The following is a 24,980-nucleotide window of genomic DNA, read 5'->3' as shown; positions in this document are numbered from 1 at the left end:
TTATTCTTGTTTTTGAGCTTCCTGAGTTTTGGGCCTGGGCGCGTAATCGGCGGGATCCAGGGTCGTGGGGCGGCCGGGCAACGAAAGCGCGGCCATTCGTGGTTCCGTGCGGGCCAGCACCTTTCCGTTTTTGATGACGGCAAGGCGTGTGGCTTTCATGCGAACAGCTTCAATCGGGTCACGTGCTTGCAGTACAACCATGTTGGCAGGGCCACCTTCGCGAATTGTGGGGTCAGGCAGACCCATGGTCTTGGCACCGTTCTGGGTAACGGATGAAAAAGCCCACTCTATCGCTTCGCGGGATGTCATCGGCACCGCATGCACGCCCATATGGGCCACTTCCAGCATGTCGGCGGATCCAAGCGAGTACCATGGATCCATGGTGCAATCCTGCCCGAAGGAAACGTTCACACCCGCCGCACGCAATTCTGGCACGCGGGTCAGGCCACGGCGGCGCGGATAGGTGTCTGAGCGACCTTGCAGCGTGATATTGATAAGCGGGTTCGGTACAACATTCATGCCGCTTTCCGCGATCAGCGGAATGAGCTTCGAGGCATAGTAATTGTCGTATGAATGCATCGCGGTGACGTGGCTTGCAGTCACACGACCGCCGAGCCCGAGGCGCGTGGTCTCAAAGGCCAGCGTTTCTACGTAGCGAGACATCGGATCATCGCTTTCATCACAGTGCAGGTCCAGCATCAGGCCGCGGTCCGCCGCGATCTCGGCCAGCCTTGTGACCGATCGGGCACCTTCCGACATCGTGCGTTCAAAATGCGGAATCCCGCCCACGACATCGACGCCCATATCGAGCGCCCGGATCAGGTTTCTCTCTGCGTCTCTCGATCGGAAAAGGCCATCTTGCGGGAATGCCACCAATTGCAGGTCAATATAGGGGGCAACCAGCTTGCGCACTTCCAACAGAGCTTCAACACCCACCAACGGGGTTGATGAAACATCCACATGCGAACGGATGGCCAGCAATCCCTGCGACACGGCCAGGTCGCAATATCGCATGGCCCGTTCGATCACCGCCTCGGGTGTCAGCAGGGGCTTCAATTCACCCCAAAGCGCGATGCCCTCCAGAAGCGTGCCCGAGACGTTCATACGTGGCAACCCGAGGCTCAGGGTGGCGTCCATATGGAAGTGCGGGTCGACAAAAGGAGGCGAAACCAAGTGGCCCGCTGCGTCGATTTCTTCGCGCACCTCACCCTTGATGTCAGTGGCAATTTCCGCAATGCGGTCGCCCTTGATTGCAATATCCACCGGTTCGTGGCCATCCGGCAAGCTGGCCTGTCTGATGATGATGTCGAACATTCATCTGCCCCCTAATTTGACCACATGGTAAAAGTATTCAAGAAAATTGCCATTTATTTTTACGGTGTTTTTTGAACTGGTGACTGCGCCGGCCTCGCGGCCGCTTACGATGGAAGCCCGTCGATTGGATTTCCATCTGTAGATATGTACGCACCTGCGAGACATCTTCTTTAAGCTCCAACTTGGAGAAGAAGGATGTAATTGATGACAGAGGACAAGCGAGGTGTTGCAACCAAGTAGAAATGTCACTGGTTGTGCAAAGTAGAAATGTTCTAGTTGCCGCGATACCTATGATCAGTTCGAGCGACACATCCTCAACATCGCCAGACTCGCGCTTCCAATCTGACGGGGCAGTGTTCCAGAACTTCTCAGCAAATCGAGTCTCAAAATAGAAGTCTCATTTTTAAGGGCACTTAACAAATGTGCCCCGCTACACGAGATATTCGCATAAGTATGATTATGGTAAATTATGATGGTGCGGGTGGAGGGACTTGAACCCCCACGCCTTGCGGCGCCAGAACCTAAATCTGGTGCGTCTACCAATTTCGCCACACCCGCAACCGAGCGCACTAGCGCTGGAATGAAGCGCTCAATAACAAAGCTTGCTTAGGAGTGCGAGAGGTAAAATTCGAGGAAAACAAAGTTTGTGACCTGCCAAGCAATATGGCTGAGCACCGCAACCCACTTTCGACCTTGTTGTCATGACAACCAGCGCAGTGGCAGCGAAACGAGCGGCGTCTGAAAACAGAAAAAAATCTATTGCCGGTTTGAAACCCCCAATATGACGTTGCTTCCTGGCGTTTGGCTCACAGGTTGTAGCCTTGCACGATCGAACTGTTTGGAAACGCGCTAACGTTGAATAAACACCAATCTTTCCGGCCAGGCTTTACGCCAAAAAGCTTGCGTGGAGAACCGAGACGCAAAGGTCCAGAATTGCTGCAGTTTGATCCAGAAAACCATCGCACCTTGTATCGCTGGTTTCACTTGGACATTTGATTTTTCTCCTCAGAACCTGAACATCCCACAAAGTTCAAAGCATAAATACCTGATTTTATTCAAAAGTCTGAATCCAACTGGCCATCAGCCTCCAAGTCATTCGAATGCTCTTGAAAAGGCACCCCCTTTAACTCTTTTGGCTCCCACGACTATCACTATATGCAACCTTGCCAATCGCTTCACTATCCAAGGTTGTCGCCCTATTATACCCGCATCGGTTGAGACATTGTTATGAGCGGGTCACCACATTACCGCCACAATTCAACCGCTAAAAAATCTTATTCGCGCCAAAATAACACCGCCTTGAAGGTACTTGTTGTACTCAGGAGTTAATGAGTCTTTTTGCCACTTCGGCGCCGGTACGAGTTTTTTGCTCAACTCCAATACAAGGCTTTCTGCTGTGACCGATCTGAATCCATCCGCTGCCGCCGAGCAAGAAGCTGTCTTCTTTGCTCGTGAGAGCTTCCTTGGTGAGCTCAAGACTCTGAATCGCGACCATCCGAATACAGGCTTTGGTATTTCGCTTCGCACTCATTCCGGTGAACACTATTTGCTGGCGAATGCACGCATGCCGCTGCCCGCCGCAAAATCCGAAGGTTTCCCGACCGGGCGCCGCGTTGCGTGCCTCGAGAATGGAGACAGCTTCAGCTCAATTGAAGTACTGGCCGATTCCAAATCGTACGAGACTATTTCACCTCGGGCCGAAGCCGAAATTCTGGGCAATGCATTGGACCTGATCGCGCGCATCGACACTCTGACAAGCATTCCGGCGGGCCGTGGTTCGCATGTGCCCCAAATTGCTGCAACGGGAACCGGAGGTTAAGCATGGCGCGCAACGATCACCTTTTGTCTGTCGGCAACGAAGCACTGGCACCGATGACGGAAACCATGGCTTCACTGACAGCTCAAATAGATCAACTGACAGAGGTGGCTGATGCGCGCTCTTCGGCACGGCTGGCTACGCTCAAGACCCGGATGGAGAATTTTACCGCCAGCATCACGATGGTGGGCCAGGTAAAGGCCGGAAAATCCTCGATCGTCAATATTCTTGCCGGGCGCCCTGCCCTGCTGCCGTCAGACGTCAATCCGTGGACCTCGGTGGTTACGACCCTGAACATCAACACACGCCCGCCGGGTGATACAAAGGCCAAGTTCACATTTTTCGAGCAGGAAGAATGGGCCAACCTGATGGTCGGCGGCGGTCGTCTTGGTGAATTGGCCAATCGTGCCGGCGCAGATGATGAGATGGAAGACATTCGCCATCAGATTGCTGAGATGAAGGCCAAGTCAGAGGAGCGTCTTGGTAAACACTTTGACCTGATCCTGGGTCAAAGCCATCAGTATGACCATTTCGACGAAGAATTGATTCAACGCTATGTGTGTCTGGGCGATGAAGACGATCCCGATATTGATCCGAAAACGGGCCGGTTTGCTGATGTTACCAAATCAGCCGAGCTGTATATGGACATTCCGCAATACCCCATTGCGCTGAAACTGTGCGACACACCCGGTGTGAACGATACGTTCATGGTGCGTGAGCAAATCACGCTGCGCAGCCTGCGGGGATCCGAAGTCTGTGTTGTGGTGTTGGCAGCAAGCCAGGCCCTGACGACCATGGACATGGCTCTGATGCGCATTATTGCGCAGTTCGAGAACCGGCAGATCATCCTGTTCGTCAACAGGATCGATGAGCTTTCCGATCCTGTAAATCAGGTCCCGGAGATCCGTGACCGCATTCAGGACACGCTCAAACAGAACAATATCGACACTAATACCAGCGTCGTTTTTGGCAGTGCGCTGTGGGCCGAAGCCGCACTGACCGGGAACCCGGATATTTTGACTGAAGAATCGCGCCAGGCCTTGAATACGTTCTACCTGGCCGCTGGATTCGGTGATCAGGCGGCCTCGCTCGATAAAATTTGGGCGCTTTCCGGCTTGCCCGATCTATTGCTGGCCATGAACGAGCGTATTGCGGACGGTGCCGGAGCGCGCCTGATGGACCGCGTTCGCCATCGGGCCCGTAACATTGCCAGTCAGATCCGCGCGACTGCGGTCGCCAAGAACCTGTCCGAAGGTGAAGGCGTTGCGCGGGATCTTGACGGTATTTCGCCTGAAGATGCGATCAATACGGTGTCTGCCGAATACGAAAAGAAAGCGGCCGAGCTGACAAATGCGTTGCGCGACAAAGTACTGGAGCGCCTGAATTCAGCCGAGGCCAATTTCGTCAAGCGCGCAACAGACTCACTGATCGCGCATCTTGAAAAAAATGGCGAACAAGGCACGTGGCAATATGATCCCGCGGGATTAAGGACATTGCAAAAGGCTGCCTATTTCAGTTTCGCCCGTGCCATGCGCAAGGATGCCGGGGCGTTGTACGCAACCGCCGCTGCAGATGTCGAAGCGCTTTATCATAAGATACTTGGCAACCATCTGGGCGAATTCAGCATTGAAGCGCCCATTGTTCCTCGTGTTCCGCCACCTCTTGGCATCGGCCGGACAATCGCACTGGACTTGCAAAGTACCTGGTGGCGACGTTGGTGGCAGCGCCGAAAGGGGTTTGAAGCCTACGCGGCGGATTACACGCGGCTGATCGCGTCCGAGGCGAATTCTATCACCAAGGATATCGAGGAAAACCAGATTGCGGCAGTGCTCGAAAACGTCCGTGCGATCCTGTCAGATTTCCTGCGTGAGCAGAAGGAAACCCTGCTGAGCATCTCGTCTTCTGCCGAAAAGAACCCAGGTCAGACTGCGGCGGCGATGGCGGGCTTGCAGCCTCAGAAATCCAAGGACGAGATTCTGGGCGACATTCTGAAAGATCTTAGCAACGAAGCGGCATAAGTAGAAAAATGGCAAAAGATACACAAACACGCTTTGTTTCTCCGAGGGCATGGGAACGCATCGAGCAGTGGTCCCGCCGCAAACCGGTATTCGCCTTGATGGGCGAATTCAGTGCTGGCAAATCTACGTTGATGAACTTTTTGCTGCGAACGCAGACCTTGCCGACGCAGGTGACGGCAACCCAGTTGCCACCGGTCTGGTTTAGCTGGGGCAATCAAGCGCCCTATATCAAACGCCATGACGGCAGTATTGAACTGATCGAGCTAGATCAGCTTGAAACCGTTGGTGTCAATGACGCACAGTTCATCCGTATCTTCCTTGAGGCCGATATTCTGGAAGCCGTCGACCTGATCGACACCCCCGGCATTTCCGACCCCAAGATCTCGACAGATGTATGGCAACGTGCTGTGGGTCAGGCAAACGGCGTCTTGTGGTGCACCCACGCGACGCAAGCCTGGCGCGAAACCGAACGCGCGACTTGGGTTTCCTTGCCCGAGCGGTTACAGCACAATTCTTTGCTTCTGGTGACGCGGGCAGATGCCTTGAGCCTCAAAGACCGTCAAAAAGTACTGCGCCGCGTAAACCGCGAAGCGGGGCACCTGTTCAACCGGTCCATCCTGTTCTCTGCTCGGGACGCAATCACTGCCCGGGACAAGACAGGCGATGCCGAAATGTGGTCACGCAGCGGCGGCGGCAAGATGATCGACAGTTTCCTGGAGATCACGGAACAGATTATGGACAAACGTGCCGACCAACTGGCTCGGTACCAGATCGACAAAAGCCAAACGGACGCATCCAAAGTTAAGCCCTTGCGCCCTGCCCGCTCGTCAAGCGAACCGAAAGTGCAAAAAGACCAAGACGAAGTCGCACCATTAAGGTTGGTGAACCCGATGGAGGCCGACGGGACGCCAAACACTGAAGGCGCCGCAGTTGTAACCAGTTTCCCGGTTCGACCTGCCCGGGTCGAGCGGCGCGCTGATGAGGCCGAGCGGGTTCGGATCGATGCGGAAGAGGCAGAACGGCTGCGAGCAGAAATGGCGTCAGAGCCAGTACCGCTGCCAGTTGAACCCGATACAAGTGATGAACTGCGTTCCTTCTTTAAAGATACTTCGAACGACCCTCTTGAATTGGCGAATGTCGCGGGCCTACAGGACGACGAAGACGAATTTGATTTGTCACTCGAAGCTGATCTGGACGACGAATTTGATGACGCCCCGAGTGACTTGGACGAGGTTGAAATCAGCCCAGCACCTCTTGTGGCTGTTGACAATTCGGATGACGTGCTCGCCTCGCTGAGCACGTCGATGCAAAATGATCCGATCGAGCGAGACGTAGCAGAAGAAGAACCCGAGCAAAACGATTTGGCTGAAGATCTTGGCATCGAAGTCTCTGTTTCCTCGATTACAGCACTGATGGCCGCTCAAACTGGCAACAATGCCGACGACTATGAGCCGGAACCTGAAACCAACAGTTTGATTGAAGCTGCCACCACCGAACAGGTCGATGCAGTTGACGGAAGCGTTGCCGCGCTGAGTGACCTGCCTGAAATTGCGGTTGAATCGCCGCTCAGCGCGTCAACCATGTGGCAGGAGATTTCGCGGAATGAAGACCTGCCGCAGGACGCGGAGGGACTGAAGAACGTATTCAAAGCATTTCTGGCCGAATTTGATCAGATCGCCATTGAACACAACGAAAAGCAGACCAAGGAGGCACTTCAATCCATTCCGAAAGCCAAGGAAAACAGCAGCGCGGAATGGCATGTATTGTAAGGGATAACGAATCGAGATAGTGAGAAACTAACAAATGAAAACAATGGCTTAGATGTCTATTCGAATTGCACTGAACTCCGCCATGGAAACGATACCCGACTGTATTGCAGCCGGGTATATCGACATGGAAACAGGGATGCTTTTGGGCAGCTCTGTTTCTGATCCTGACTGCGAAGATTCACTGGATACTTTGGCGGTGGCAGTAGCCAATCTTTTTCAGGGGCGCGGGGTTGCTGCGTTTGAAGCACTCTTGCGTCAGGCGGGCAGTGCAGACGAAGAAAACACTGGTTTTGGGGAAATCGCAGTTTTTTCTAAAGACAGGCTGAACATCTTTTTGCGGACCAAGGAATATCCTGATCATGTGGTTTGCTATATCTGTCGCAACAGCGCGAATGTCGGGCTGGCGCTTACTAAATCACATCTCAGTCTGGGGCCGGTCGCGGCTGCGGTTTGAACGGGACCAGAGGGGGTCACGGCATGATGGACACGGACATTCTCGACCTGCTTGAAGATATCGGGCGGACCTCGGTCGCACGGCTGTCTCCGGCTGTGATGATAGCAGGGGAAACTGCAACTGCTCGCCGATCCGCGATATTGCGGGCAATCCGTGGCACGGTTTTACCGCGCCGGTTGGAATTCACCGCCGCAAACGGGGATTGTCTGGCAATTGAGGTGAACAGCTCCCGGATCACGGATGTTTTTAAGGTGCCCGCAGGTCAGATTCCGGACTTTGAAACAGAGCCACGCGCCGAACTGATCGAGAAACTGGCTGGATTGGTATCCGACATCTCCATATCGCCTGCTCCGCTTGAGTTGATGTCGGGCAAACCGGACACAGCGCTTGAAGTGGATGAGGTAGGTATCACCTTCAGCGAAATCGAGAACGCCTGCGCCGCCATTGAGCTTCCGTCCGAACCGATTGTTTCTGTCGTCCCAAATGTTGAGAAACCTTTTGATGACTGTCCGCCTGCCGAGGAAAAACCCGATGCAGCAACAACACTTGCCCAACGTTTTTTTGATGCATCGAGCCGCTTCGCGTCAGGTCGTGTTTTTGTAGACAGTGCGGAAGACACCGCACCCCTTTTGGAAGGTGTGTGCAAGCCATCCGAGCCGATGTATCCCGACCAGGACACGCTGGCCCGTTTTGTTGCTGATCTTGCCGGCTGGGATGGTGATTCACAGCAAGAGATTGAAGACCCGCAGCTGATTGTCATGAGGCCAACGGGCGGAAAAGGGGCCGGTCTGGCCGTTCTGAGTGACCGTGGTCAGATCGCGGTCGCCATCCACGAAGCCCGCAAACTGGGGTCGGTTGTCAATCTGTGGACCTCTTTGCAGGAGGCAGAGAAATGATTGCCTCCATTGGATTCAAATTTTCGACTACTTCTATCTGTTTTTTATTGTAGCCAGGGTAATGAGTAATGAGTGAAACACATCGCCGCGAACTTATTCGCATAGCAGAAGAAATGAACGGGATCAGCAATGATGAAACGCGCCAGTTCATTTCCCGCATCATTGGTGATCTTAGCAATCTGAAACCGTCAATTGCCTTTGTCGGGCAAATCAAGGCTGGTAAGTCGCGTCTGATCAACGGCTTTACCGGTCAGGCAGAGTATTTGCCTTCGGATGTTAACCCTTGGACAACTGTTATTACCGATATGCACTTCGGGCACCCTTCCGGCAGAACGCAAGGTGCCGAATTCCATTTCTTCGACAATTACCAATGGCAATCTTTGATCGCCGAGGGTGAAGAACTGCGCAACATGTTTCCCGATGACGAGGACAGCTACAAGCGCGAGATGATCGAAGAACAGGTCGAGGCCATGAAAGTCCGGGCGCAGCGGCGTCTGGGCGACAGCTATGAACAGCTGTTGGGCCAACAGCACGATCTGGACGAACTGACATCAGATGACCTGGCCAGATATGTCTGTGCCGGGGATGATCCGTCCGAGGATGGGACTTTGGATCCAGGCAGTGATCGTGGGCTTTACAGCGACATCACCCGCAAGGCCGAAGTCTATTTTGATCTGGGCCACTTCCCGTTTCCACTGACGGTTACTGACACGCCCGGCGTGAATGATCCTCTGCTAATCCGCGAAGAGATTTCACGACAGTATCTGAAGGAATCCGATTTCTTTGTGGTGGTCCTGTCCGCGCATCAGGCATTGTCGCGCGCAGATCTGAAACTGTTCCGGTTGATGCAAGCGTTGGAACTTGGACAGATCGTCGTGTTCATCAACCGTGTGGACGAATTGGGCGGGGGAGCAGAAGACGCAACCAAAGTTCGTCTGGACGTTCTGGACGGGCTCGAAAAGGCGCTCGGCAACTCGAACATCGATGTTTTGATGGGCAGCGCACAATGGGCGCACTATGCTCTTACCGGTGATGAAACAGGGGTGAACCACGATCATGTTCTGGCATGGCTGCGCGCCCACCCGGAACAGATGCAGCAATACCTGAACGGTGTGGCCGAGATCAAACAAGGCCCGGGACCGATCAGCCGCGAAGCCGTCCTGCGTTTCGCCGCAATGATCGCGTCTGGCCTGCCCGATCTGCGCCGCCATGTCACTCAAGCTTTGACGGACGGACCAATCAACGAACAGTTACGGATGGCCTGGCAACATCTCGACAGCTTCGCGCGAGGGGAACTTGAGCGATCCCAGGTTCATTTGCGCGCTCTGCAAGAGGAAGACGGCATTGACGCCCGCAATGCCGATGAAAGCGACAAGACTCTTGCCGAATTGCGCAAACTGATTGCCGACAAAACCCAAGAGATCACGCGTGATATGGACGATGTCCTGTCAAATCTGCGCGGTGTCCTGGATGACACGGTTGCTGAATCCGTGTCTGTCGTCGTGCGCGGCCCGGACGGCCAGTCGCCTCTGCTGGCAAAAGGTGGAGAAACCGAGCTTAACTTCACCCCACTGCGCGAACGTATGCGTGAACTGGTGCAGGGGGCCTCGCAAGTCGTGCGGCAGCGAATGCTCAGCGACCTGTATGCGATCGACATGCAATGCAATGCCGCCTTGCGGGCTTTGCCGGGGTGGCAAGAGCAAGTCGACAATCGCATGAACACCAGCGCCGTGCGCTGGTTCCGCCCGGACACCACCGCTCTGACCCGTGGCATTACGGTTGAGTTGCGTGTAAACTGGCTTTCGCGTCTGATCTCGCGAAATAGCGTTGTGGCGCGCGCCGAACGAATGATCGTGCAGGAGTTCGAGTTGATTGGGGATGACCTGATCGACACCACGCGCGACAATCTGTTGGAAAGACTGAGCACTGTGCTTGATCATTATATGGCTCTTCTGGCTGGTCATCTTGAGCACAGATCCAGCTCGGGCGAACTGAACGCCCAGGCCGAAGCGCAAAGCACTTTCGACCGGGCTCGCCGTATTGCAGTTGAGCTGGAAACGGTCTTTGGAACGACCAATGCGGATGAAAGACAAGCAGAGGCTGCGGAATGATTGAATTTCCCGGAACTGAAAAGGAAGTACGCCAACTGGAGCGCTTCCTGACCGCAACTGAAAACCTGACGCCTGACGCGGCGTTGGAGGATATGCGCGCGCGGGCTCTGGCCCATGCCGAACGTCTGTCAAACGCGGTCAATATCGGTTTCGCCGGGGAATTTGGTGCAGGCAAGTCAAGTTTGGCGAACATGCTGGCTGGTGCGGATATTCTTCCAACCGGCCCGCAGCATCTGAAATTGCCGCTCGTGATCGTCGCATACGCGGAAACACCCGAAACGACTGTCGGTTGGTGGGACAAGGAACCAAAGACCTATTCAGGCATCGCGCTGGAAAAAGCGGCCCAGGAAGAGCCTGATTTCATATCGGTTGGCATCAATACACCGGCTCTGAAGGAGATCTCGCTGTTTGATCTTCCCGGGTCGGGAGCTCTTGATGATACATATAAGCCGACTTTGGATCTGCTGAAATTCGTCGATTGTGCCATCTGGTGCACAAATGGAACCAATGCCTGGCGCGAGACCGAGCGCCACTTGTGGTCTCAGGTGCCGCCCGAACTGCGGGCCAACAGCCTGCTGGCCGTTACACATGCGGATCTCCCACCGGTGCAGGGTGCTTTGGACCGCGTCCTTGCACGTCTGAACAAGGAAAAAGAAGGAATGTTCCGCGCTGTTGTGCCTATTGGTACGCCGGTTGCGGTGCGTGCCATGGCTCAGGAGCCCGAACCTGACTTTGCGCTTTGGGAAACCTGCGGCGGACAGAACCTTGCGGAACACGTTCTGGAAGCGGCGTCCAACCGGCGCCGCAGTGATCTCGAGGCTGCACGAAAGGATATGCAGCAGGAATTCCTGCCCTATCTTGAGGCGCTACAGGGACCGGAGCCAGAGGTTGCTTCGAATGACACTGCGTCAATGCAGTCAACGCTGGGTTCTGCCCTGCCCCCGCTGAACAATCCCATTCTCGAGGACTGGCTGGCCGCAATAGCGAGCATCTATGAAGATTTGCGTGAAACATCCGACATCGAACCGGCAGCGTTCTTGCACAGCTGTCAGGAGATCGTCGAAGACTTTGCGGAACGTCTGGAACAAGGTGGCGAGATTGATCCCGAGGCTGATTGGATTCCTGCAGAATTTGAGAAAGCGACAGACTTGCTTTTGCTGCTGCAATTCGAAAGCGGGGACGCGCCGCTGAAGGACGCAATCAGCATTCTGACGCAGTTGGGCGACAACCTTGCTTGGGCTGGCAGCACGGTTGCGGTGGCACAACCAAAGACCGGTACCTGACGCTTTCCCGCCAAGATTGAGCTGCAATGCAGCGATTCGAAGGGCCGAGGAATCGGCCCTTTATTGTTTCGAATTCGTGGACCAACACGCTTGATTTGGGGTTTCAGTTTTCAATCAACCCATATCGAAAATCTATATGTAGTGCCTTCAACCACTAAGTGAGCAATATCTGCTATCTTACGGAAAACGATCCATAGTGAAGCCATCAGGCGGCCCCAATAAAGTCAAATTTGAAACGTCTAACCATTCTCAAGTGTCCTGCGGTTGTTTTTGGTTGTGAGTTCGTGGGCTGTCGGCCCGGTTTTTCTAAGCCGCAAAATGAATAGAACGGGCGGATTGAAATGAGCCACAACCAGGCTGTCGGTGCGACGCACGACGAACCAAAAATTGAGGGATTGCAGCCAGGCGCAAAGCTGTTGCGCGGGCAATATGAAATCCTCCGCTATCTCAGCAACGGTGGATTTGGTATCACCTATCTCGCGCGCGACAGCCTAGAGCGCGACGTTGTGATCAAAGAGTGCTTCCCCGGAGCGCTGTGCCGCCGCAACGGTGATCTGGTCGAACCAAATGACCCGTCCTTCAAGGACGACCTGCGCTCGATCATTGACCTCTTTATTCAAGAAGCGCGCAATCATGCGCGTCTGGTACATCCCAATATCGTAGATGTGCATCAGGTGTTCGAAGACAATGACACCGCATATATCGCAATGGACCTCATCCGTGGGTGCGACCTGCTGGATTATGTGGAAAACCCGGAAAATGACGGCGACCCTGACTTTATCGTTCAGGTCACTGAAAAAATGCTATCCGCGGTATCTTTCATTCACCAGAGCGGCATGTTGCATCGGGACATATCGCCAGACAACATTCTGATTGATGAAAACGGAGACCCCGTCCTGATCGATTTTGGAGCCGCACGAGAGCAAGCAGCGAACAAATCGGCAGCATTGTTGACCCTGCGCGTCATCAAGGATGGATACTCTCCGCACGAATTCTATGTCCGGGGCGCCGAACAAGGACCCAGCAGCGACCTTTATGTTTTGGCCGCTACGCTCTATCACGCGATCAGCGGTGAACGCCCCATCGACGGCCAAAACCGTTTGAATGCATTCAACAACGGCCAGGATGACCCTTATACACCGCTGGCCGGTCGTTTCGAAGGATATCCAGAAGGGTTCCTTGAAGCGATCGACAAGGCGATGGAAGTACACGCCACGGATCGCCTGCAATCCGCATTGGATTGGTTGCGCATGTTCCGCGGTCCTGGTGTCATGTTTGATACATTCGCCTATCGCCCCGTGTCCGTGATTGTTGGCATGGATCGGAAAGACAAAGAGGAAGAAAAGGCCCGGATCAAAGCCGAAAGCGAAAACGCGGAAGCGGTTGTAACAGCCTTGCTGGCCGGAAACTCGGACATTGTTCTTGGCAATGAGGACAAAAAAAATGACGACCTGGCCAAAATCACGGCGAAAGAGGAAACTCCCGTCGCTGTAGATACCGTCGTCCAGAGTGGGTCTGGCGGCAGCGGCAAGCTGATCGCAGGTGCGGCCGTTGTTGCAGTTGCTCTGGCCGCTGGTGGTTTCTTTGTGATGTCGGGCGACACAACAGAAAAACAGGCAGAAACATCCCTCGAGCAGCCCGCAGCGGAAGTACAATCCGCTGGGACAGAGGTGCCTGTGATTGAACCCTCATCCACAGAAGCGCCCGAGCCCGAGCCCGAAGTGGTTGACGCAACCGAGACCAAGCCGGAAGAGCCTGTCGAGCAGGCACAAACAGTACCTGCGGAGCCAGCTGTCACAGAAACAGCCTCCGCAGACACTGAACCTTCTGAAGTACAATTGCAGTCGGAAGAAGCATCGGATGTTGCAGCAGAACCCGAGATTGAAGCGCCCGCAACTGGCGCTGTCGCCAGCGTCGGAGTTCCGGCGGATCAGCAGGTATCGTTCGCGCATTGGGATGTCGATATCCCATTCCAGACATCACGCCGCCGCGGCTCGACCGGTGCCACCATTGCGGTTACCGGGGTGGACGCCAACCAGGACATGAGCGTGATCGGCGACTGGGTGCAACGTGGTGCTGTCATCTATACCCTGAATGGCAAACCGGTTCGTCAGGACGTTCCTTTTGCCGCACAGGTTCTCGACAACCTGAATGTAGATGTCGATGGGTACACAAGGGTTGCTGCCCGCTATCGCCCACTGGGCCAGACCCGTGCACAAAATGGTTTGTTGGCTCTTCCCGCCATGCGGTCAGTTGGGTTGGAAAATGGCTACAGCTTTACCGTTAGCGCTGATGGCAACGGTGGATGGCAAACAAGGGTGAAGGCGGTTCCGGCTGATGTGGCAGGAAGCCTGCAGAAAGACGATATCCTGCTGAATGAAAGCCAATCAGGCACCACGTTTGACGGCTCTGAAAGCCTTGATGAGATGCTGGCGGCTCTCGTTTCGAACGAGCAAACAGATGCAAATCTGACCGTGCTGCGCAATAGGGCCGAGACGGCCGCCGCCATGCAGCTTGCACAGGAGTAATCTGACCGGTTCGCAAGTGATCTGCCAGTGTGTGTTTGCTGAGGGCGGCATCCATGTTTGCCACCCTGGCGGGAACCGGACCGCCGCAGAATGTATCAGTTCCCAAGGGTATCCATTGAGTGGCCCTGCGCTGACGTGCAGGGAAAAGTAGCAGCTTACGACGCGGCATATCTGCGTCAATAACTTGAAGGTGTCGACACCATGTTCAAATACAAAAGCCCTCTGAGCCGGCTTCTCGAAGGTGCCGGCAAATCCAAAGAAGAAGACGTCACCGAGAACACGACCGCCGTAGACGGCCCTGCAAGCGAAGAAGAAAAGCAGGAACCCATTGCGGATTTCAACGCACTGCGCGCCGCATTGGCGGGTGGGAACATGACATCTGAATCCTATGAGGAAACGGATGAGCTGATCCCCGAAGAAAAAATGCCCGAGTTCAACGAGGTCGAGGCGGAAGCAGTGGCAGAACCCGAGGAATCGATCTTCGCCGAGGACAGCTCGGAAGAGGACCACGCTCCGGAGGAGGAGGACGCTCCAACAAACGTTCTGACAGAAGAGCCTGTCGATGAACCGGTTGAGGTCGAGCAGGTTGTCACCTTGCATGTGTCGGAAGCACCCGCAGAGACATCACCAGAGGAACCGACAGCGCAGGTCGTGTCCGAACCCACCGAGCCGGAAGTGGTCGAAGTTGAGGTCGCGGAAGCTCCGGTTGCGGAAGCGAAGCAGGTCGAAGTGACCGTTGAGCCGGTGATTGAGCAAGTTGAACCAGCCCCGGTTGAGGACCGTCGTTCACGGGTCAAGACGACATTTCTGGGCTTTGAGCGCGCCGATACTCATGTACAGGACCTGATCGAAACCTCCGAACCCGTAGCAAAAGCAGAAGCGGTACAAGAGACATTTCCTGTGGCTTGGCTGGTTGTAACATCAGGTCCGGGACGGGGTTCAAGCATCACGCTGACCGAAGGCCTCATGCAAATCGGTCGCAACGATGACCAGGCCATCCAGTTGGACTTCGGTGATACAGGCATCTCGCGCTCGAACCATGCGGTTATCGCCTATGACCCGGAAGATCGAAAGTGCTATCTGGGCCATGGCGGCAAGGCCAATCTTGTGCGCCTGAATGGCAAACCCGTTCTCAGCACCGTGGCGCTGTCCAGTGGAGACCTGATCCGTATCAGCGAAACCTCCATCCGGTTCACGGCCTTCTGTGACGACGGTTTTGATTGGCGGGATTCCTGATTGATGCTGGCAACTCCGGCATATGATGTTGCGCTGATCCTGAATCAGGGTCAGCGGGAAACGCAGGAAGACGCGATTGCGGCCCGCATGTTCGACGCGTCGGACGCGGGGTATGTTGTAATTGCGGATGGCATGGGTGGCCATGAGGCGGGTGAAGTAGCCTCGGAAATGGTAGTCGCCGCCTGGCGCGACGCTCTGGACGCTGAACTTGAGGCAGAAACCCTGAACGAAGGATCGGCGATAGATGCGCTTCCTTTGGCCGCCATGCAAGCCAATGCCGCGATCGCCAACCATAACGAAGCTCAGGGCAAGGGGTTCAACATGGGATCGACCATGTTGGGCGTCCTGTTTCTGGGGCGGCGTGTGTTCTGGATTTCGATCGGCGACAGCCCTCTTTACCTGTTTCGCGATGGAGCGTTGAAGCAGGTTAACGAAGATCATTCGATGGCACCCGTGATCGCTTGGAAAGTCGCTTCGGGCGAGATCACAGAAGCAGAAGCCCAAGAAATGGACCGCAATCAATTGACCTCCGTGGTCATGGGCGGGGCCATTCCAAAAGTGGATTGCCCGGAAGATCCATTGATCGTGTCACCTGCTGATGTCCTGATCCTAGCAAGTGACGGGCTGCAGTACATCAGCGACGCCGAAATTCAAACCATTCTGCGGGATCATCAGCAGGGCCTGGCGCAAGACATAGCCGAAGCATTGCTGAAAGCTGTGCAGGCCAAGGGCGACCCGGATCAGGACAATCTTTCCATCGCAGTCGCGAAACTCACAAGAACCTAAAAAAGGCAAAGCAACAGGACCCATGAGACAGCACTTAATCATATCAAGCCTTGCCCTTGCGGCCGCCACAGGCGCAGCATCGGCGCAGGAAGCGTGTTCAAGTTATGAAATTCAACGCGGCGACAGCTTGAGGGAATTGGCAATCGAAGTGTATGCGACCGAGGATTTTCGCATCATTTTCGATGCAAACCGCAATGTTATCGGTGCCAACCCCAATATCATCCGTGTCGGCGACGTTTTGGAACTGCCCTGTCTGGAAGACGTTGGGCGTGCACCGGTGCTGGCTGATACCGAGGCCGAACGTCTGGCTGCCGAAATGGCAGCAGAGCTGGTAAAGGCCGCAGAAGAACGCGCCGAGAAAGCCGTGGCCGAAGCGGAAGCCCGTGTTGCCGAGGCGGAAGCCGAAGCAAAGAAAGCGAGTGAAGAGGCGGTCGTCGCAGCACGGGCTGCGGCCAAGCAAGAGATTGAAGCCGCCCGTTCCGAAGCTGCCGCTTTGATCAGGAACGCTGGAACGGGTGAACGGCCCGAAATTCGCGATCGTCAGTTGCTGTTGATCACCGGCGGAAACTACGCTCCGTTTACCGATGAATCTCTGCCCAACCGGGGGCTCTATACGCATCTGGTTGAGACCGCGATGTTTCGGGCCGCTCCTGAGCAGGCCTACAAGATTCAATTCGTGAATGACTGGTCATCCCATCTGGACCTGTTGATGCCAACACTCGCGTTTGACGCCACCTTTCCTTGGTCGCGCCCCAATTGTGAGGACGCCGCCGCACTGTCGGAAAATGATCGTAACCGGTGCGAAACCTACAATTTTTCAAATCCGTTCTACGAGGTCGTAGATACATTCTTCGCCCGAGAAGGTTCCGGCTATGAACAGACACTGACTTATGCCGACTTTGCCGGAGCAACGATCTGCCGCCCGGAAGGTTGGTCTTTGTCTCACATGGACGCGGTAAGCCTGTACGAACCGGTCATCAAACTTCTGCGTCCGACGTCACCGGATGATTGCTTCCACGCACTGATGGAAGGCACCGCTGATATCGTAGCCATCGAAGCGCATCTGGCTGTCGAGGCAATAGATCGGCTTGGGTATCAACACCGGATTATCGAAAACCCAAACCTTGCGGCCATCAAGTCGCTTAACGTCATGACCCACAGAGATAATCCTGATGGGGAAGCGATCCTGGAGACGCTGAACCAAGGTCTGGCAATCATGCAGCAATCGGGCGAATGGCGCGACATCGTGTCAACCGCCCTGCGTCATCAAATGGAAAATGGATAAGGCCCCAATCTGGCCTCACAAACTAAAGTCTGGAGGAAGTGGACATGTTTAACGAGAAAATAAAAAAGGTAGCGCTTTCAGCAACCGCGATTACCGCTCTCAGTGCGGGCGCCGCTGCGGCACAGGAAGCTTGTACCAACTATACCGTACAAGACGGCGACACCATGGCGACCATTGCAATCGCAGCCTACGGCACATCGAACTATCAGCCGATCTTCAACGCAAACCGGAACGAAATTACCAACCCCAACGCACTTGAGCCTGGTCTTGTTCTGGCCCTTCCCTGCGAGGACGGCAGCCTGCCAAATGGCCAGAGCGCGCAGGAACTGATCGCAGCCGAAGAAAAGCGTGCTGCAAGCGTCAAGCGTTCAAACGTCTACGCGCCGCCCATCAAGTTGGTTGCTGGCAACGGTTGGGAACCATTTACGACCGAAACGCTCAGCGGCGGCGGTATTATGACTCGCCTCGCAACCACCAGTCTGCAACGCGCCGGAAACAGTCGCGATTATTCTGTCAGCTTCGTCGACGACTGGAGCTCACATCTCGATACCCTGTTGCCGCTTGGTGCGTTTGATGTTTCTATCGCTTGGACGGTCCCGGATTGCACGAACCGCACATATGAATGGTCTGCTGAGACGACGGCGCGCTGCACTCAGTTCGTCGCGTCGGTTCCAGTCTACGATATCGTCGGCGGCTTCTTCACACTGCCGGAAAGCCAGTATGCAAACGCTACCGATTTCAAAGACTTTGAAGGTTCCACCATCTGCCGGATGGCAGGTTGGAGCATGGTAGTTCTGGAAGAAGTCGGTTTGAACCGTGAGAACACAACAGTTGTCCAACCCAACTCGGCGCGTGAATGCCTGGATGCGGTTATGACCGGCACCGCCGATGTCGCCGCTTTTGAAGTTGATCTGTTCGCGTCAACCATGAAGGACATGGGCCTTACGTCAGGTGACATTATCGAAAACCCGTATGTTTCGACATTGTCTTCGATGAGTTTCCTAGCACACCGCACCAACCCGTTCGCGCGTGAGTACATTGCAATGATGAACAAAGGTCTGAACGAAATGCGAGAGTCCGGCGAATGGTATGCGATTATTTCTGAATCTCTGCGCGAGCAGAACGAAAAACTGAACGCAGCTTCGAACTGATCCCTCGGTTCAGCTGAAACTATGGGGCCGGTTCATCAATCGGCCCCCTTTTTGTCAGCGAAAAACGGAAGGTTTTTCAAGATGACAAAATTTGGCCTCTTATCTGCTTCATAACAGCCTCAAATGCGCAGCACCTTCTACCCTTAAGCACGACCATCATTCAATTGATGCCACTGAAAGAGCGTGATTTGCATATGATACAGGGCGCCTTCGATACTCAAAGAATATCTCTGATGCCCGTGACAAGAGCGGACTTGGACATTGCGGTGATTTTGCCTTGCTACAACGAGGCAGTTGCGATTGGCGAAACCGTTCGGCAGTTTCGTGCAGCCCTGCCGGACGCTACCGTTTACGTGTATGACAACAATTCTACTGACGAGTCCGTCAAAGTCGCGCTTGAGGCAGGCGCCCTGGTCTATTCCGAAACATACCAGGGCAAAGGCAACGTGGTCCGTCGAATGTTTGCCGACGTTGACGCGGATGTCTACGTTATGGCTGACGGGGATGCGACCTATGACAGCGCTGCGGCACCGGAATTGATTGACCTGCTCGTTTCGCAGAATTTGGATATGGTCAATGGCGCCCGGGTGAATGAAGAAACCGAAGCCTATCGGCGCGGCCACAAATTCGGGAACGCTTTGTTCAGTTGGCTTGTGAAGTTCTTCTTCAATAGCAAAATCAACGACCTGCTTTCCGGTTACCGTGTTTTTAGCAGGCGCTTTGTCAAAAGTTTTCCTGCGGTATCAAACGGTTTCGAAATTGAAACAGAGTTAACAGTTCATGCGATGCAAATGCGCATGCCGATCGGAGAGGTTCCAACAAGGTACTCTTCACGCCTCCCAGATTCGAACTCCAAGCTGGCAACTTTCTCTGATGGGTGGCGGATTCTCAAAATGATCGGATTGTTGATCAAAGATGAAAAGCCCGTTGCTTTTTTCCTGTCTTTGGCCGTGGTAATGTTTTTGCCTTCGCTATTTGTGTTTGTGTCCGTATTCCGGGAATTTTTGGAAACGGGGCTTGTTGATAGAATTCCATCTGTTGTCGTTGCCGTGTCCGGTTTTGTCGCAACAATGCTGTCCATTGTCTGCGCTCTGATTTTGGAATCTCTGGCTCTTGCCCGAAGGGAAGCGCGCCGTCTTTCGTATTTGCGGCACAAGGGTGTTGCGGCGTCGGCTGTCGAGCAAATCAAACCATCGCTTGTTGAGACCGAAACCCGTCGGTTTGGTTAACAAAACCCATCCTTCAGTTTCCTGCTAGGCAAATGGACGGCCTGTTCGCTCGTGAGCGAACGAACAAGCGGCATTGCTCAAAAATGTAGTAAACCAAAAATGCAAATGGCCAGCACCCCAAATGCTGGCCATTTTTCTGAGTGAGTGATATAGCCCGAAGGCCTCACCAGTGAAATTCTTTGTCTCCAAACACCTAACGCGGACTGAAAATCGGCGCTATTGGGGGAATCCCGTAAATCTTGTATTTTTTCCAAGGATCAGGGTGTTTCGATCTTCGCTAACTGCGCGGCTCTCAGTTTCAGGAAAGCGATCGAAATTTGTGCCCGACGAGCGAGCGGCCAAGCGTTGAAATCCAACGTGTTGCGCAGGTGTCTCCCGGGCACACATTGCGCATGTCGTTCATAGAATGTGACAAGGTTGGTTTTAACGGCGCGCCACAGCAAGTTACAGATGGTCGGGCGCAAGGTTTGGGGCTGTCGCGGTCTTTTGGCAATCCCGCGTTCCATGAAAAGGACCGCACAAAGGCGGTCCTTTCGTGTTCTGATGTCGGACGAAACTCGCCCGTTTGCTCGACAGTGATTAGCCGATGATTGCGTTCAGCGTAGCGCTGACGCGCATCACGGCGGCAGTTTTGAACGGGTCGGTGTGATAGTATCCGCCCAAGTCCACGGCTGGTCCCTGAACAGCGGCCAGTTCCGACAAGATCTGCTCTTCTTTGTCTGCCAGTTCTTTTGCCAGTGGTGCAATTTCAGCTGCCAGTTCTGCATCGTCGGATTGGGCCGCCAAAGCTTCGGCCCAGTACCGCGCGAACCAGTAATGGCTGTCGCGGTTGTCAGGTTGGCCGACTTTCCGACTTGGTGAGCGGTTGTTGTCCAGAATGCCCTGAGTTGCAGCCTCTGCCGCGGCGCCGAGAACACCTGCTTTCACGTTGCCTTTGGTGTCAGCCAGGAAGTTCAGAGACTCCCCAAGCGCGCAGAACTCACCCATCGAATCCCAGCGCAAATGGTTTTCCTCAACCAATTGCTGAACGTGCTTCGGGGCTGAGCCCCCTGCCCCGGTTTCGAACAGACCGCCGCCATTCATCAGCTTGACGATCGACAGCATCTTGGCCGAGGTACCCAGTTCGAGGATCGGGAACAGGTCCGTCAGGTAATCCCGAAGCACGTTGCCAGTGATGGCAATTGTATCTTTCCCGGCTGTTATGGTCTCCAATGACTGGCGGGTTGCCTCGCGCGGAGCCATGATCTGGAACTTGTCGGCAACGCCAGCCGCCTCGAGCGCCGGCTTTACGTATTTGATCAGCTCGGCATCGTGAGCGCGGTTTGCGTCCAACCAGAAGATCGCCTCGGACCCGGTCAGGCGCTGGCGGTCCATCGCCAGTTGAATCCAGTTTTCGATCGGTGCTTTCTTGGCAGTGCAGGCGCGCCAGATGTCACCCTTTTCAACAGCGTGCTCGTGCAGTGTTTTACCATTGGCCAGCACAATGCGGATGGTGCCATCGGCAGGCGCTTGAAAGGTGGTCGGGTGTGAACCGTACTCTTCGGCTTTTTGCGCCATTAGGCCAACATTTGCGACCGCACCGGCAGTGGCCGGATTCAGTGCTCCGTTGGCTTTGAAAAATTTGATGCTTTCATCATAAACAGTTGCATAGCACCGATCGGGGATCACGCAATTTGTGTCACCCTTAGCACCGGTTTCATCCCAACCCTTGCCGCCCGCGCGTATTACCGCTGGCATCGAAGCATCAATGATCACGTCGGAAGGAACGTGCAGGTTGGTGATACCCTTGTCGCTATCCACCATATACATCGACGGGCGATCAGCTTTGATCGCGTCGATCGCGGCTACGATCGCGGCATTGTTTTGAACCCGCTCAAGCAAGTCTCCTAGACCAGAGTTTGGGTTCACACCCAGCGCGTCCAGTTCAGCGCCGAATTTTTCAAAGACCGGAACCAACCAGGCCTTGACCGCATAGCCAAAAATGATCGGGTCAGAGACCTTCATCATCGTGGCTTTCAGGTGCAGCGAGAACATTGTGCCGTCTTTCTTGGTGTCCTCGATGGCCTCTGCTAGGAACGACGACAGAGCTTTGACCGACATGAAAGTCGCATCAGTCACCGTGCCTTCCTCCAACGGCCACGCATCCTTCAGAACAGTCACACTGCCGTCTTTACCGACAAACTCGATCCTTGCATCACCCGCCTGGGCAGCAGTGATGGTCGCCGATTTCTCATTGGCGTAGAAATCGTTGCCAGACATGGACGAGACTTTGGTTTTGCTGTCCAAGGCCCATTCACCCATGGAATGCGGATTTTTCCGGGCATAGTTTTTGACTGCTCGGGCTGCGCGGCGGTCACTGTTGCCTTCTCGCAGAACCGGGTTCACGGCCGAGCCTTTGATGGCATCATAGCGTGCGCGGATCGCCTTTTCTTCGTCGGTCGAGGGTTCTTCCGGGTATGCAGGGATATCATAACCTTGCGATTGCAACTCTTCTATGGCGGCCACCAATTGCGGAACCGAGGCCGATATGTTCGGCAGCTTGATCACATTAGCATCCGGGGTCTTTACCAGTTCACCCAATGCGGCCAGATCGTCTGAGACGCGCTGCTCATCCGTCAGGTTCTCGGGGAAGGCTGCCAGAATGCGCCCGGCCAGTGAAATGTCCTTGGTGCCCACGCTGACGCCAGCAGCCGAAGCGAACTTGCGAATGATGGGCAGGAACGAGGCGCTGGCCAATTCGGGCGCTTCGTCTACAATGGTATACAATATGTCGAAGTTCGATTTATCTGCCATATTCTTTTACCTTTTTAAGCCTTTCGGGGCGTGCGATCCAAGAGTTGAAGCCACTTCAGCGTGGCGCGGGAGGGGCACGATCACGATACCGCCCCTGGGTGACTCTGTTTTGACAGGGCTTCACTTAAATGACGTTGGGCTGGGAATCAATCATCTGTGCCCGCGCGTTTTGCCACGGGCTGGGCGTGTATGACCTTAGATGCTATCTGCTCAACGTTTCGCCCGTCTGTCTTTGGCGTTTCGCTTCAGGTCACGCCACATGTTTTCCATGAAGCTGCGCGGCTGGTCCAACGAAGTTCTTCGAGTTGTGTCCAAGGACTACCGAAACCTCTGTCCTGTCTCGGGATCAAATACCATGGCACGGGCGGGTTGAATTGATATGCCAATCCGATCACCCATTTTGCTACGTTGGTCTTCCCGTTCTTCCACAATCAGTTTGTCGCCATTCGGCGTCAGCAGATATGAGTAGGAAACACCGCCAAGTGCTTCAGTCAGGTCCACGGTGCAGGTATCCTCTGAGCGGTCTATGAAAATGTGTTCGGGACGCATTCCCAACGTCACCTTATCCTTTCCCGCAGGAACGTTTGCCGAAATTGGTAACGGCTGACCTAGGGCGGGATGGGTGACGTGGCCGTCGGCATAATCGCAATCGAGAAAATTCATAGCGGGCGAACCGATGAAGCCCGCAACAAACCGATTGTCAGGATCGCGGTACAGATCCATCGGAGCCCCCACTTGTTCAATCCGGCCATCACGCAGTACGACAATCTTGTCGGCCATCGTCATGGCTTCGACCTGATCATGGGTCACATAGATCATGGTCGCACCGATTTCCTGATGCAGTCGCGCGATCTCGACGCGCATCTCGACCCGCAACTCAGCGTCCAGGTTGGACAAGGGTTCATCAAACAGAAAAACCTCGGGCCCGCGAACAATGGCCCGCCCAATCGCAACCCTCTGCCGTTGCCCCCCCGACAGGGCCTTGGGTTTGCGTTTGAGATAGGGGTCAAGCTTCAGAATGCTCGAAGCCTCCTGCACTTTTCGGTCGATCTCGGCTTTTGGGACACCGTTCATGCGCAAGCCAAATCCCATGTTTTCGGCCACTGACATGTGAGGGTAGAGCGCATAGGTCTGGAACACCATGGCCACGCCGCGCTTAGCCGGGTCCATATGTGTCACCTCGCGCGCCCCGATGTGAATTTCGCCTTCCGAAGTTTCTTCCAACCCCGCAATCATCCGCAATAAAGTTGATTTTCCGCACCCTGAAGGACCAACAAAAACGCAGAATTCGCCATCTTCGATCTGCAGGTCGATCCCATGAATGACCTGAGTCTGACCGTATCGTTTGATTGCCTGGTTCAGAGTTACACCTGTCATGTCACTTGCATCCTGTCGTTTCTGGGGCTTGGGCGCGTTTCAGGGAATCGCCACGCTTGTGCTTCGGTTCCGATTTGTTCGGCCACTCGCCGTACGCGCGGCACCCAGGCCTCGAGTTGGTTGAAATCCATACGTTCGGTAGACCCGGTTATCGAAATCGCACCGAGCATCCGACCGTTCGACGTCAGAACCGGGCATGCGATGCATATGATGCCGGGCTCATGCTCTTCATTATCGATGGCAAATCCCCGGCTGCGAATCCGGTCGAGATCCGCCCTCAACATCTGCTCTGATGTCAGAGTACTGTCAGTGAAGCGGTGATAGCTTTGCTGGGAAATCGCCCTGTTCAGCGCATCTTCATCCAAGAAGGCCAGCATCGCCTTGCCAACCCCCGTACAGTAGGCCGGGCCAACCTTGCCAGCCTGAGAGTACATTTCGATAGGCTGCGCGGCGTTGCGTTTATCTACGTAAAGAACCTGACTTGAATCGAGTTGCGCCAGATGCACGGTCTCACCGGTTTCCCGGCTGAGGGCATCCAGAAAAGGGCGTGCAATCGGCGCCAGAGAGCTTTGCGTCCATGCCGCATGGGCTAACCGTACCAACCGCATCCCGGGGGAATAGGTCTGCCTGTCGCGGTCATAGGACAGCATTCCCTGATTGGTCAGGGTTTGCAGGAATCGGTACAGGGTCGCCTTTGGAAAATCGCTGCTTTCCAAAAGTTCAGCAAACCGAACCGGGCGCTCAAACGACGCCACTTGATCCAGCACATCACATGCTTTGCCTATAGTTCCGTCACCTGACACGGGTCTCCGCTCTCCTCCATTTATCCATCGCCAACGTCACGAGGGTCTTGACAACAGTAACCGAGTCGATGTGTAGTTTTCAATATATAAAACACGGTTTCATTATTTGGAACCTCACATGGGAGCAACAG

The 24,980-nt window shown here is 54.6% G+C and carries 17 protein-coding genes and 1 tRNA gene; 13 read left to right on the top strand and 5 right to left on the bottom strand.

Going from position 1 to position 24,980, the window contains the following annotated elements:
* Positions 1-1,314, bottom strand: coding sequence for an amidohydrolase family protein (locus tag AC2FFA_RS10020; protein ID WP_496851513.1), 1,314 nt, complete (start codon positions 1,312-1,314; stop codon positions 1-3).
* A 473-nt stretch (positions 1,315-1,787) separates the two neighbouring features.
* Positions 1,788-1,872 (bottom strand) — tRNA-Leu (locus tag AC2FFA_RS10015).
* Between the two features lie 838 nt (positions 1,873-2,710).
* Between AC2FFA_RS10015 and AC2FFA_RS10010 the strand changes: the two genes are divergently transcribed.
* From AC2FFA_RS10010 to AC2FFA_RS09950, 13 genes are all read left to right on the top strand, one after another.
* A complete protein-coding gene (locus AC2FFA_RS10010) occupies positions 2,711-3,133 on the top strand; it encodes a hypothetical protein (protein WP_299898140.1) in 423 nt (140 codons plus the stop codon).
* Positions 3,134-3,135: 2 nt separating this feature from the next.
* The gene (locus AC2FFA_RS10005; RefSeq protein WP_496851512.1) at positions 3,136-5,148 is read left to right on the top strand and encodes a dynamin family protein; all 2,013 of its coding nucleotides are present in this window, start codon (positions 3,136-3,138) and stop codon (positions 5,146-5,148) included.
* Between the two features lie 8 nt (positions 5,149-5,156).
* Positions 5,157-6,917 carry a dynamin family protein gene (locus tag AC2FFA_RS10000; protein ID WP_496851510.1) on the top strand — a complete coding sequence of 587 codons (1,761 nt, stop codon included), beginning with the start codon at positions 5,157-5,159 and terminating at the stop codon, positions 6,915-6,917.
* 82 nt (positions 6,918-6,999) lie between these two features.
* Positions 7,000-7,371 carry a hypothetical protein gene (locus AC2FFA_RS09995; protein ID WP_496670668.1) on the top strand — a complete coding sequence of 124 codons (372 nt, stop codon included), beginning with the start codon at positions 7,000-7,002 and terminating at the stop codon, positions 7,369-7,371.
* Positions 7,372-7,394: 23 nt separating this feature from the next.
* Positions 7,395-8,267 carry a hypothetical protein gene (locus AC2FFA_RS09990; protein ID WP_496851508.1) on the top strand — a complete coding sequence of 291 codons (873 nt, stop codon included), beginning with the start codon at positions 7,395-7,397 and terminating at the stop codon, positions 8,265-8,267.
* A 68-nt stretch (positions 8,268-8,335) separates the two neighbouring features.
* A complete protein-coding gene (locus AC2FFA_RS09985; RefSeq protein WP_496851506.1) occupies positions 8,336-10,378 on the top strand; it encodes a dynamin family protein in 2,043 nt (680 codons plus the stop codon).
* Positions 10,375-11,661: a dynamin family protein gene (locus tag AC2FFA_RS09980; protein WP_496851505.1), complete on the top strand. Its 1,287-nt coding sequence runs from the start codon at positions 10,375-10,377 to the stop codon at positions 11,659-11,661. Before AC2FFA_RS09985 ends, AC2FFA_RS09980 begins: the two co-directional genes overlap by 4 nt.
* 341 nt (positions 11,662-12,002) lie before the next feature.
* Entirely contained in the window at positions 12,003-14,189 is a 2,187-nt protein-coding gene (locus AC2FFA_RS09975) for a serine/threonine protein kinase (protein ID WP_496851503.1), read from the top strand.
* A gap of 201 nt (positions 14,190-14,390) precedes the next feature.
* Positions 14,391-15,425, top strand: a complete 1,035-nt coding sequence (locus AC2FFA_RS09970) for an FHA domain-containing protein (protein ID WP_496851501.1) — start codon at positions 14,391-14,393, stop codon at positions 15,423-15,425.
* Positions 15,426-15,428: 3 nt separating this feature from the next.
* A complete protein-coding gene (locus tag AC2FFA_RS09965) occupies positions 15,429-16,211 on the top strand; it encodes a PP2C family protein-serine/threonine phosphatase (RefSeq protein ID WP_496851499.1) in 783 nt (260 codons plus the stop codon).
* Positions 16,212-16,233: 22 nt separating this feature from the next.
* Positions 16,234-17,496 (top strand): type 2 periplasmic-binding domain-containing protein, encoded by a 1,263-nt coding sequence (locus tag AC2FFA_RS09960; protein WP_496851497.1) that lies wholly within the window; start codon positions 16,234-16,236, stop codon positions 17,494-17,496.
* A 44-nt stretch (positions 17,497-17,540) separates the two neighbouring features.
* Positions 17,541-18,647 (top strand): LysM peptidoglycan-binding domain-containing protein, encoded by a 1,107-nt coding sequence (locus AC2FFA_RS09955; protein WP_496851495.1) that lies wholly within the window; start codon positions 17,541-17,543, stop codon positions 18,645-18,647.
* A gap of 167 nt (positions 18,648-18,814) precedes the next feature.
* Positions 18,815-19,876 carry a glycosyltransferase family 2 protein gene (locus tag AC2FFA_RS09950; RefSeq protein WP_496851493.1) on the top strand — a complete coding sequence of 354 codons (1,062 nt, stop codon included), beginning with the start codon at positions 18,815-18,817 and terminating at the stop codon, positions 19,874-19,876.
* Positions 19,877-20,455: 579 nt separating this feature from the next.
* Here AC2FFA_RS09950 and AC2FFA_RS09945 read toward each other — a convergent pair.
* The 3 genes from AC2FFA_RS09945 to AC2FFA_RS09935 all read right to left on the bottom strand — a co-directional run bounded on the left by AC2FFA_RS09945 (position 20,456) and on the right by AC2FFA_RS09935 (position 24,849).
* Entirely contained in the window at positions 20,456-22,669 is a 2,214-nt protein-coding gene (locus tag AC2FFA_RS09945) for an NADP-dependent isocitrate dehydrogenase (protein WP_496851492.1), read from the bottom strand.
* A gap of 318 nt (positions 22,670-22,987) precedes the next feature.
* Positions 22,988-24,046, bottom strand: coding sequence for an ABC transporter ATP-binding protein (locus AC2FFA_RS09940; protein ID WP_496851491.1), 1,059 nt, complete (start codon positions 24,044-24,046; stop codon positions 22,988-22,990).
* Positions 24,043-24,849: an IclR family transcriptional regulator gene (locus tag AC2FFA_RS09935; protein WP_496682926.1), complete on the bottom strand. Its 807-nt coding sequence runs from the start codon at positions 24,847-24,849 to the stop codon at positions 24,043-24,045. Before AC2FFA_RS09935 ends, AC2FFA_RS09940 begins: the two co-directional genes overlap by 4 nt.
* Positions 24,850-24,980: the final 131 nt, after the last annotated feature.

Source organism: Ruegeria sp. YTSB088 (assembly GCF_059609825.1).
This window is presented reverse-complemented; position numbering and strand designations above follow the sequence as displayed.